This is a genomic window from Actinoplanes sp. NPDC026670 (assembly GCF_040638175.1).
Taxonomy (GTDB): Bacteria; Actinomycetota; Actinomycetes; order Mycobacteriales; family Micromonosporaceae; genus Actinoplanes.
Window position 1 is genome coordinate 51,239 of the sequence record NZ_JBEZXU010000073.1, and the last position, 9,627, is coordinate 60,865.

Below are 9,627 nucleotides of genomic sequence, written 5' to 3' on the forward strand. Positions count from 1 at the left end.
GGGCCCGGGATGCGTCGATGAGGTGTGACCTTCGAGCAATTCGCGTTGGCCCGGCTGCCCAGCCTGCTCCGATACGCGGTCGTCCTCACCGGCGACCGCGACCTGGCGCAGGACGTTGTGCAGGAGGTGCTGGCGCGTGCCCAGGTCCGCTGGAAACGCATCAGTGACGCCGACTCACCCGAGGCGTACGTGCGGCGCATGGTGCTCAACGAGTACCTGTCGTGGCGGCGCAGCTGGGCGGTGCGTCACATCCACGCGGCCGGGGAACGGTTGATCGAACTCGACGACGCTCGCGGCGGGGTCCGCGACCACGCGGACGGTGTGGTCGAGGCCGACGCGCTCTGGCACCGGTTGTCCGCCCTCGGGCGCAAGCAGCGGGCGGTGCTGGTGTTGCGTTACTACGAGCAGCTGGACGACGACGCGATCGCCGACCTGCTGGGTTGTGCGCCGGCCACGGTGCGCAGCCACGCGTCGAGGGCACTGCAGATCCTCCGGCTCGATCAGCAGTCGGAGCTACGAGTCCACGCCGAGGAGAGGTCGTGAACGAGCACGGAGACCGGCTGCGCGAAGCCTTCACCAAGCACGAAACTGAGACGCCGGACCCCGCAGCGGTCTACGCCCGCGTCGAGGAGCTGGCGAAGAAATACAAGTGGCGCCGGTTCGGTGTGCAGGCCGCGGGCGGGGTGGCGCTGAGCGCCGGCCTGATCGCGGGCATCACGCAGCTGCCGGCGATCCTGCCCGCCGCCCCGGCCGCGAACACCGCGCCCGCCTTCGAGGTGGCCGCCCCGATCGCCTCGGTCGACCCGGCCACGGCCCTCACCGAGGACGAGGTCAAGGCCGGTATCGCCGCCTACTTCGAAGCCGGGTTCGGTTACGACAACGCGGTCGAGCTGGCCAAGCTGTGGAACATGGCGTCCGACCAGATCGGCCAGGTCAAGGCGGTCGCCGGGCAGAAGCTGCTGGCCGGGGAGACCCTGCCGGTCACGGCCAAGCCCAACGAGGACGGCCCGGTGTCCGAGGAACCGGAGAACCCGGAGCTGTCCAAGCAGGTGGAGGAGTACTTCCTGCAGGGCTACGACTGGGACGACGCGGTCGTGCTGGCCGAGCTGTGGAACCTCACCGACCCGGGTGATGCCAAGGCCGAGGCCGGCAGGCGCCTGCTCGCCGGCGAGACGCTGCCGGGTGGGGTCAAGCCCGACCCGGAGCAGGTCGAGGCCGGCAAGGAAGCCCGGCTGGCGAACATCTTCTGGGACGCCGGCTACGACGGTGAGGACGCCGAGAAGCTGGCGAAACTCTGGAAGCTGGACGACACGTACTCGGCGAAGGTCGAGGCCGGGCGCCGGATCAAGGCCGGCGAGACGCTCCCGATCCAGCCGTGACCCCGGGTCTGCGCCGGCGGATCGGCTTCGAGATCGAGCTGATGGCCCCTCCGGGGGTCAGCCGGCGCACCCTCGCCATGGACCTGGCCGGACGCTGTGGGGGCAGCGTCCGGCCGGTGTGGCACCACGACAGCGAGCCGTCCCTGGTTCCCGGCCTGGGACGGTTCCTGCACCTCACGCAGGGTTTCGAGGTGCGGCGGCCGGACGGCGAGCTGCTCTGCACGCTGGTCGACGACGTCACCCTGCTGCACGGTCTCGACCCGAAATCGCCGGCCATCCCCGGCTGGCACCGGGTCCTCACCGACGACACCCGGCTGTTGCGCCTGCTCGCGCTGCACTGCGATCCGGGCGCCCACCTGCCGGAGGTGCTGGAGCCGGCGGCCCGTCTCTGGGGCACCACGGTTCAGCGGCACGGCCGGATCCTCCGGCTCGACGATCCGTCCGGCGCGACGGTGGCCCTGGCCTCCCCGGCCGGCGGCGAACGCGAACGCCCCTGCGAGATCGTCACGCCGCCGATCGCCGAGGATCACCACGCCGCCCTGGCCGAGCTGCTGGTCCCGGCCCGTGAGCTGGGTTTCACCGTCCCGCACGAGGCGGCGGTGCACCTGCACGTCGACGGCGCCCCGTTCCGTTCCCCGGACGCGCTGGCCAACGTGGTGCTTCTGTTCGCCCACTACCGCGACGCGCTGCGGGAGGTGCTGGCCACCAATCCGGCCTGCCGCCGGCTGGCCCCGCTCCCGGCCCAGCTGGTCGCCGCGGCCGAGGGCAAGGCGACCATCGACGAGTTGCGCTCCGCCGCCGCCGAGGGCGGCCTCACGAAGTTCTTCGACGTGAACCTCACCCAGGTCCTCACCGACACCCCGATCCGGGACACGGTCGAGATCCGTATCCTCCCGGGCGCCATCGACGCCGGCGAGATCATCAACCGGGCCGCGCTGGTCGACCTGCTGCTGGCCCGCTGCACCGACCCGGTCCCGATCCCGCCGCCGCCGAACCCCGGATCCGCGGTGGAGACGTTGCTGGAACTGGCCGCTGAGAGCCTTCAAAACCTCGAGGAGTACGGCCAGTAGGAGGCACTGTCCCCTACACCGCGAGCCAGGCGGCCCCTCACGGCCCGGCCGCGACCGCCGGGCTTGCTGCCCACAAAGACCGCCAGCCGTCGCCCACCACGGTAATCCGCACCCCAAAACCGCCGTCAGCGACGGCTGGCGGGCTCGGCCGTCGCCCACCGCGGTAATCCGCACCCGAAAACCACCGCCAGCGACGGCTGGCGGGCTCGGCCGCCTTTTCGGCGGGCGACAGCCGCCGTCGGTGACGGCTGGCGGTTTTCGGGGTGGCCGGGCGGGGCAGGCGGGCCCGCCCGGCCGGGGGTCAGGGGGTCTTCGGGGCGTCGATCAGGGCTTCCAGGACGTCCCGGGTGGCGGGGGCGATACGGGGGTGGACGCCCAGGTCGGTGAGCAACTCGGTGGCGGCGGCCATCTCCTCGCGGCGGCGGACGGCGTGTTTGCGGGACCCGTCGACCAGGCGGTCCAGGGTGCCGGCGTTGCCGCGGATCAGCTCGTCCCGGATGTTGCCGCGCAGCCACTCCTCCAGGCCGGCGGCGCGGGCCGCTTCCAGGGCCTCGGTCACCGCGGCGGCCATGCCCTTGTAGAAGACGCTGCGCAGCAGTTTGCGGGTGGCGGCCGCGCCGACCGGGCCGTCCAGGACCTCCACGGTGGCGCCGAGCCCGCCGAGGATCGTGGCCAGTTCGGTGGCGGCCGGTCCACTGGCGGTCATCGGCGTACGCAGCCCGCGCCCCGGCACCGGGGACATCAGGGCGACGTCGACCACCCGTACCGTCTGGCCACCGAGCGCTGCGAGACGTTCCTTGAGGCCCGGGGTCGCGGTGTTGAGGTCGGCCCAGATCGTGCCGGTGGCGAGCGCCGGCAGTGAGTCACGCAGCGCGTCCGCCGCGTCGGCGGCGCTGTTGACGCTGAGCACGAGCGACGCCCCGGCGACGGCGGCCGCGTCGCTGTCCGCGGCCCGCACCCCGGCCGGCGCCGGAACCTTCGGGTCGTAACCCTGCACGGTGGCACCCGCTTCGACCAGATCGGCGGCGATCAGACCGCCGGCCTCGCCGAGCCCGAGAACGGCGATGACGGGCCGGATGGCGGGGACGGTCATGGCGGGTCTCCTGACGTTTCCAAGGACGTGGCGGGCGCGGACGTGGTGGGCGTGGGCGTGGCGGGCGTGGGCGTGGTGGCGCGGCAGGGCGCTGGAGACGACGGTAGGCGCCCCACCGCAGGCACGGCGAGTGTTCCAACCAGGCGACAAGATTGTCAACAATTGTTTCGACGACCTGGTTGGCCTAGGCTCGATCGGGTGACCGCGCCCTTGAGGACCGTTCGACGCGCGGATTGTTGACAATGTTGTTGGTAATCGGATGGGAAACGCGATGACCGATTCGACCCTGGTGCTCACCGCTCACCCCGGTGACTTCGTCTGGCGCGCCGGCGGCGCCATCGCCCTGGCGGCATCCCGCGGCCGGCGCGTGGTGATCGGCTGCATGAGCTTCGGCGAGCGCGGCGAGTCGGCCTCGCTCTGGCGCAAGGGCTACACGTTGCAGCAGGTCAAGGACCACCGGCGGGCCGAGGCCGAGCAGGCGGCCAAGGTGCTCGGCGCGGAGATCCGGTTCTTCGACGCAGACGATTACCCGCTGGTCGAGACGCCGGCGCTGCTCCAGGGCCTGATCGACCTGTACCGGGAGGTTCAGCCGGGGGTGGTGCTGACCCACGCGGCGGCCGACCCGTACAACGGTGATCACGCGTTCGCGCACGCCATCGCGCTGAAGGCCCGCATCCTGGCGCAGGCGCCCGGGGTCGAGGGGCCGGGTGAGGTGATCGGCGCGCCGCCCGTCTTCAGCTTCGAGCCGCACCAGCCGGAGCAGTGCGGTTTCATCCCGAACGTGCTGCTCGACATCACCGGGGTGTGGGAGGTGAAGCGGGAGGCGATGCAGATCCTGGCCGCGCAGAAGCACCTGCACACCTACTACACCGAGCTGGGCAGCCGGCGCGGCCTCCAGGCCGCCCGCAACTCGGGGCCGAACCTGGGGCTGCCCAACGACACCTACGCGGAGGCGTACATGCGGCTCTACCCGCAGGTCACCCGGGAGCTGTCGTGACCGCCCGGCACGTGGTGGTCCGCACCTCGAAGCGGGTGGCCGCCGAGGTGCTCGCCGGCCTGGCCGAGGCGGGGGCGTCGGCGGTGCACGAGGCGGACGGGCGGCGCGGTGCGGTCTCCCCCGATCTGCGGCCGATCCAGGCCGGGGCGCGGATCGCCGGGAGCGCCGTGACGGTGTCCTGCCATCCGGGCGACAACCTGATGATCCACGCGGCGGTGGAGCAGGTCCGGCCCGGTGACGTGGTGGTGGTGACGACCACGTCGCCGTCGACCGACGGGATGCTGGGTGACCTGCTGGCCACGTCGTTGCGGGCGCGCGGCGCGATCGGCGTGGTCCTGGACGCGGGCGTACGGGACGTGGCCGAACTGCGGGAGATGGGTTTCCCGGTGTGGTCGCGGGCGGTCAGCACCCAGGGGACGGTCAAGGCCAGCCCGGGTTCGGTGAACGTCCCGATCGTGGTGGGCGGCCAGGTGATCCGTCCGGGTGACGCGATCGTGGCCGACGACGACGGTGTCGTGGTGGTCGCGTACGAGCGGGCCGCGGACGTGCTGGAGGCGGCCCGGGACCGGATCGCCAACGAGGCGTCGAAGCGGGCCCGCCTGGCCGGCGGCGAGCTGGGCCTGGACATGTACAAGCTGCGGCCGCTGCTGGCCGAGCTGGGTGTGGTCTACGTGGACGAGCCATGAGCATCCCGGTCGTGATCATGCGGGGTGGCACGTCCAAGGGGGCGTACTTCCTCAGCGGGGATCTGCCGGCCGCCGAGGCGGAACGTGATGCGCTGCTGCTGTCGGTGATGGGATCGCCGGATCCGCGGCAGATCGACGGGATCGGTGGCGGGCATCCGCTGACCAGCAAGGTCGCCGTGGTCAGCCGGTCCGGCGACCCGTCCGCCGACGTCGACTACCTGTTCCTGCAGGTGCAGGTGGATCAGCCGCGGGTCAGCGCCGAGCAGCCGTGCGGGAACATCCTGGCCGGGGTGGGGCCGTTCGCGATCGAGCGCGGGCTGGTCCCGGTGGCCGGCGACGTCACCCCGGTACGGGTCCGGATGGTCAACACCGGAGCGCTGGCGGTCGTCTCCGTCCCGACCCCGGACGGGCGGGTCACCTACGCCGGGGACACCGCGCTCAGCGGGGTGCCGGGGACTGCGGCGCGGATCGAGGTGGAGTTCCGGGACACGGCCGGGTCGGTCGCGCCGGGACTGCTGCCGACCGGGCGGGTCCTCGACGACCTGGACGGGGTGCCGGCCACCCTGATCGACAACGGGATGCCGGTCGTGCTGATGTCCGCGAAGTCGCTCGGTGTCACGGGGCGGGAGACCCCGGCCGAGTTGGAGGCGGACACCCGGCTCTGCCGCCGGGTGGAGCAGTTGCGTCTTCTCGCGGGCACGCTCATGCAACTCGGAGATGTGAGCGCGACGACCGTACCGAAAATGTGTCTGACCTCGCCGCCGGCAAACGGCGGCACGCTCGCGACGCGGATGTTCATCCCACATCGCGTCCATGCCTCGATCGGCGTCCTCGCCGCCGTGACCGTCGGCACCGCGGCGGCCATGCCGGGAAGCGTCGCGCACACCGGGGCCGCCGGGACGTTCCGGCTGGAACATCCGTCCGGTTTCACCGACGTGGTCATCGACCTCGACGCGGGCCGTTCGGCGATCGTCAGCACCGCCCGCCTGCTGATGGAGGGGCGGGTCCATCCCCGTCGCAACACGGAAGGAGCCATCGTCCATGGCTGAGAAGATCCGCGACATCGCGCACGTCTCCGCGGTGGAGCTCCGGACGCCCGTCCTCGACGACACGGTCCGGTTCTTCACCGACCAGATGGCGATGGAGGTCGTCGAACGCCGCGGCGACAGCGCCTACCTGCACGCCTGGGACGACTACGAGCATTTCACCGTGAAGGTCACCGGTGGGGACACGTCCGGCATCGGCCGGACCTGGCTGCGGGCCCGCAGCCCGGAGGCCCTGGAGCGGCGGGTCCGCGACATCGAGGCGGCCGGTCTCGGCGAGGGGTGGAGCAAGGACGAGCCGGGGTACGGTCCGGTCTTCCACTTCACCGACCCGGACGGGCACCCGTTCGGCCTCTACTACGAGACCAGGCGTTATATGGCGTCCGAGGCCACCCGCCCGTCACTGAAGAACCAGGCGTCGCGCTTCCCCGGCCGCGGCACCAACGTGCGGCGGCTGGATCACGTCAACTATCTGGCCCGGGACGTGCCACGCAACGAGGAGTTCCTGGCCGGCGCGCTGACCGGGCGGGCCAGTGAGCAGATCGTGCTGAACGACGGGACCAAGGCCGCGGTCTGGTACACGTTCACCGACAAGTCCTACGACCTGGTCTACACCCGGGACTGGACCGGCACCGAGGGCCGCCTGCACCATGTGGCGTTCGCGACCGACACCCGCGAGGACATCCTGCGGGCGGCCGACGTGTTCCTGGAAGCCGGCGTGCACATCGAGACCGGACCCCACAAACATGCAATTCAACAGACATTCTTCTTGTACGTGTGGGAGCCCGGCGGCAATCGCATCGAACTCTGCAACGCTGGCGCCCGCCTGCTGCTCGCCCCGGACCACGAGGTGGTCACCTGGACCGAGGCCGAACGGGCCAAGGGCCAGGCGTGGGGCCTGAAGACGATCGAGTCGTTCCACACCCATGGCACCCCACCCGTCGCCTAGGGGTGTCCGCCGTTCTCCTCCAGGGAGCGCAGCACCTCGATGACGCTGGCGATGTGCTCGCGCATCGCCGTCTCGGCGACGGCCGGGTCACGCTCGCGGATCGCCGTGATGATCCGCTCGTGCTGCGGCAGCGACGTCTGCGGCCGGCCCGGCAGCAGGGACAGCATGAACTGGTGCCGGGCCAGCTGGGCGCGCAGTGTGCCGATCAGCCGGTCGGCGGTGGCGTGGCCGGCGATCGTCCGGATCAGGCCGTGCAGGCGCTGGTTGAGGTCGCTGTAACGGCGGAACTCGCCTGACTCGACGGCCCGGCGCATCAGCAGGCCGATCTCGTCGAGCTCGCTGGCCTGGGCGTCGGTGACCCGCTCGGCGGCCTGCGCGGCGACCAGGCCCTCCAGCACCATCCGCACCTGGGTGATCTCGATGGTTTCGGCGAGCGAGATCTTGCGGACCTGGGCGCCGCGGTTGCGCTGGATCTCCACCAGGCCCTCGCCGGAGAGGTCCTGGAGGGCCAGCCGGATGTTGAACCGGCTCACCCCGAACCGCTCGATCAGCTGCGCCTCGACCAGGCGTTCGCCGGGCATGTACTCCCCGGACAGGATGGCCGTGCGCAGCTCGTCGCGCGCGGCCGCCTTGTCCTTGCCCTCGCCCGTGTCACGTGCCCGCCGCACGCCGGTGAGGTTCTTCTCCGCAGACATGTGATCCCGTCGTCCCTCTTTCGGTGCGGAAACGATACCGCGCGGGACCGTCTCAACGGCGCCAAGATCTTCAGGCTCAGCTGTTCCTGATCACAGGATTGTCAACATTCAGTCATGCTTGATCATCCAATTGCTATGAGCTGCCAACTTGTTCGAAACTGATTGTTGACAATCTTGCGAACAACGAGCACGATCCGGTGACGCAGCACACAAACCCTTTGGTGAAAGAGGGAACAACGATGTCCTCCACGTCCGTCACCGGCGGCATACGCGGCGGCCGCCTCGCCGGTCTCGTCGTCGCGATCTGCTGGCTGGTAGTCCTCTTCGACGGTGTCGACCTGTTCATCTACGGCGCCGTCCTGCCCGGCATGCTCGACGACCCGGCGCTCGGCCTGACCAAGGAGGCGGCCGGCGGCCTCGGCAGCTACGCCACCTTCGGCATGCTGCTCGGCGCGCTCGGCTCGGGCCCGCTGACCGACCGGATCGGCCGCAAAAAGATGATCATCGCGAGTACGGCGATCTTCTCGCTCGCGTCGGGCATCTGTGCGGCCGCGCCCTCGCTGACGGTCTTCGGGCTCGGCCGGTTCGTCGCCGGGCTCGGGCTCGGCGGGCTGCTGCCGATCGCGCTGACCATGGTCGCCGAGTTCGCACCGGCCCGGCGGCGCAACCTGCTGATCGGGTCGCTGATGACGGCACACCAGGCCGGTGGCATCCTCGCCGCGACGCTGGGGTTGTGGCTGCTCGACTCGTACGGCTGGCGGTCCGCGTTCTGGATCGGCGTGCTGCCGCTGTTCATCGCCGTGCCGCTGGTCGCCCGCTACCTGCCCGAGTCGCTGAGCTTCCTGCTGTCCCGCGGGCGGACCGAGGAGGCCGAGCGGGTCGCCGCCGCACACGGGGTTCCGCTGCCCGCGCCGTCGTCGGCGGACCGGTCCGGCAGCGTCCTCGACCTGTTCCGCGGCGGGCGCTGGCAGCCCACGCTGCTGTTCTGGTTCGCCTCGTTCGGCGGGCTGCTCCTGGTCTACGGCGTCAACACGTGGCTGCCGACGATGATGCGCGCCGAAGGGTACGACCTGGGTTCGGCGCTCTCCTTCCTCATCGTGATCAACCTGGGCGGCATCGTCGGCATGCTCGTCGCGGGCCGGGTCGCCGACCGTTTCGGGGCCGTCCCGGTCGCCGCCGTGTGGTTCGCGCTCACCGCGGTCGGGGTCTACCTGCTCGGCATTCGCACGCCGCTCGCTGTCACGTACACCATCGTCTTCTTGAGCGGGGTCTGGCTCTTCAGCGCCCAGACCATGGTGTACGCCGCGGTGACCACCCGCTACGACACCGCGAGCCGCGCCACAGCGGTCGGCTCCACCGCCGGCATGGGCCGTTTCGGCGCCGTCCTCGGTCCATGGCTGGGTGGCCAGCTGATGGCCGCCGGCAACCAGGGCTGGGGGTTCACGGTCTTCGCCGGCGCGGCCGCCTTCGCCATGGTGTTCGTGCTGCTGGCCGGCCTGCGCAGCCGTTCCCAGCCGGCCGCCGGGCCTCGCTCCCTGGCCACCGCCTCCCACTGACCTGAGCCACAGCGGGCCCGGACGGCGTTCCGTCCGGGCCCGCCGTCCGTTCGCCGCTCGCTCCTCGCTCCTCGCTCCTCGCCCCGCGCCCCGCGCCCCGCGCCCCGCGCCCCGCGCCCCGCGCCCCGCGCCCCGCGCCCCGCGCCCCGCGCCCCGCGC

10 protein-coding genes are annotated in these 9,627 nt (G+C 71.4%); 8 read left to right on the forward strand and 2 right to left on the reverse strand.

Annotated elements, in window-relative coordinates:
- Positions 1 to 24: 24 nt before the first annotated feature.
- Genes AB0E94_RS43780 through AB0E94_RS43790 form a run of 3 tightly spaced genes read left to right on the forward strand, consistent with a single transcriptional unit; the run spans position 25 to position 2,449 of the window.
- Positions 25 to 543, forward strand: a complete 519-nt coding sequence (locus AB0E94_RS43780; protein ID WP_360339461.1) for a SigE family RNA polymerase sigma factor — start codon at positions 25 to 27, stop codon at positions 541 to 543.
- Positions 540 to 1,379, forward strand: a complete 840-nt coding sequence (locus AB0E94_RS43785; RefSeq protein ID WP_360339464.1) for a hypothetical protein — start codon at positions 540 to 542, stop codon at positions 1,377 to 1,379. Before AB0E94_RS43780 ends, AB0E94_RS43785 begins: the two co-directional genes overlap by 4 nt.
- A complete protein-coding gene (locus AB0E94_RS43790; protein WP_360339467.1) occupies positions 1,376 to 2,449 on the forward strand; it encodes an amidoligase family protein in 1,074 nt (357 codons plus the stop codon). The genes AB0E94_RS43785 and AB0E94_RS43790 overlap by 4 nt, the downstream gene beginning before the upstream one ends.
- 301 nt (positions 2,450 to 2,750) lie before the next feature.
- Here AB0E94_RS43790 and AB0E94_RS43795 read toward each other — a convergent pair whose 3' ends face one another.
- Entirely contained in the window at positions 2,751 to 3,542 is a 792-nt protein-coding gene (locus tag AB0E94_RS43795; protein ID WP_360339470.1) for a DUF1932 domain-containing protein, read from the reverse strand.
- Positions 3,543 to 3,813: 271 nt separating this feature from the next.
- On the opposite strand from AB0E94_RS43795, the gene AB0E94_RS43800 reads away from it, so the two are divergent.
- The 4 genes from AB0E94_RS43800 to AB0E94_RS43815 are packed head-to-tail and all read left to right on the forward strand — an operon-like array spanning position 3,814 to position 7,217.
- Positions 3,814 to 4,539 (forward strand): PIG-L deacetylase family protein, encoded by a 726-nt coding sequence (locus AB0E94_RS43800; RefSeq protein WP_360339473.1) that lies wholly within the window; start codon positions 3,814 to 3,816, stop codon positions 4,537 to 4,539.
- On the forward strand, positions 4,536 to 5,225 hold the full coding sequence (locus tag AB0E94_RS43805; RefSeq protein WP_360339476.1) for a 4-carboxy-4-hydroxy-2-oxoadipate aldolase/oxaloacetate decarboxylase: 690 nt from the start codon (positions 4,536 to 4,538) through the stop codon (positions 5,223 to 5,225). Before AB0E94_RS43800 ends, AB0E94_RS43805 begins: the two co-directional genes overlap by 4 nt.
- A complete protein-coding gene (locus AB0E94_RS43810) occupies positions 5,222 to 6,274 on the forward strand; it encodes a 4-oxalomesaconate tautomerase (protein WP_360339479.1) in 1,053 nt (350 codons plus the stop codon). The genes AB0E94_RS43805 and AB0E94_RS43810 overlap by 4 nt, the downstream gene beginning before the upstream one ends.
- Positions 6,267 to 7,217 (forward strand): VOC family protein, encoded by a 951-nt coding sequence (locus AB0E94_RS43815; RefSeq protein ID WP_360339482.1) that lies wholly within the window; start codon positions 6,267 to 6,269, stop codon positions 7,215 to 7,217. The genes AB0E94_RS43810 and AB0E94_RS43815 overlap by 8 nt, the downstream gene beginning before the upstream one ends.
- On the opposite strand, the gene AB0E94_RS43820 is transcribed toward AB0E94_RS43815, so the two are convergent.
- Positions 7,214 to 7,912, reverse strand: coding sequence for a GntR family transcriptional regulator (locus AB0E94_RS43820; protein WP_360339485.1), 699 nt, complete (start codon positions 7,910 to 7,912; stop codon positions 7,214 to 7,216). The two genes, AB0E94_RS43815 and AB0E94_RS43820, sit on opposite strands and share 4 nt — an antisense overlap.
- Before the next feature lie 239 nt (positions 7,913 to 8,151).
- Here AB0E94_RS43820 and AB0E94_RS43825 point away from each other — a divergent pair, with 239 nt between their 5' ends.
- Positions 8,152 to 9,468 (forward strand): aromatic acid/H+ symport family MFS transporter, encoded by a 1,317-nt coding sequence (locus AB0E94_RS43825; protein WP_360339487.1) that lies wholly within the window; start codon positions 8,152 to 8,154, stop codon positions 9,466 to 9,468.
- The last annotated feature ends 159 nt before the right edge of the window (positions 9,469 to 9,627 follow it).

Bases quoted from the DNA above. Each gene is read 5' to 3' on its own strand.
- AB0E94_RS43795 (WP_360339470.1), bottom strand. From the start codon at position 3,542: ATGACCGTCCCCGCCATCCGGCCCGTCATCGCCGTTCTCGGGCTCGGC.
- AB0E94_RS43800 (WP_360339473.1), top strand. From the start codon at position 3,814: ATGACCGATTCGACCCTGGTGCTCACCGCTCACCCCGGTGACTTCGTC.
- AB0E94_RS43810 (WP_360339479.1), top strand. From the start codon at position 5,222: ATGAGCATCCCGGTCGTGATCATGCGGGGTGGCACGTCCAAGGGGGCG.
- AB0E94_RS43815 (WP_360339482.1), top strand. From the start codon at position 6,267: ATGGCTGAGAAGATCCGCGACATCGCGCACGTCTCCGCGGTGGAGCTC.
- AB0E94_RS43820 (WP_360339485.1), bottom strand. From the start codon at position 7,912: ATGTCTGCGGAGAAGAACCTCACCGGCGTGCGGCGGGCACGTGACACG.
- AB0E94_RS43825 (WP_360339487.1), top strand. From the start codon at position 8,152: ATGTCCTCCACGTCCGTCACCGGCGGCATACGCGGCGGCCGCCTCGCC.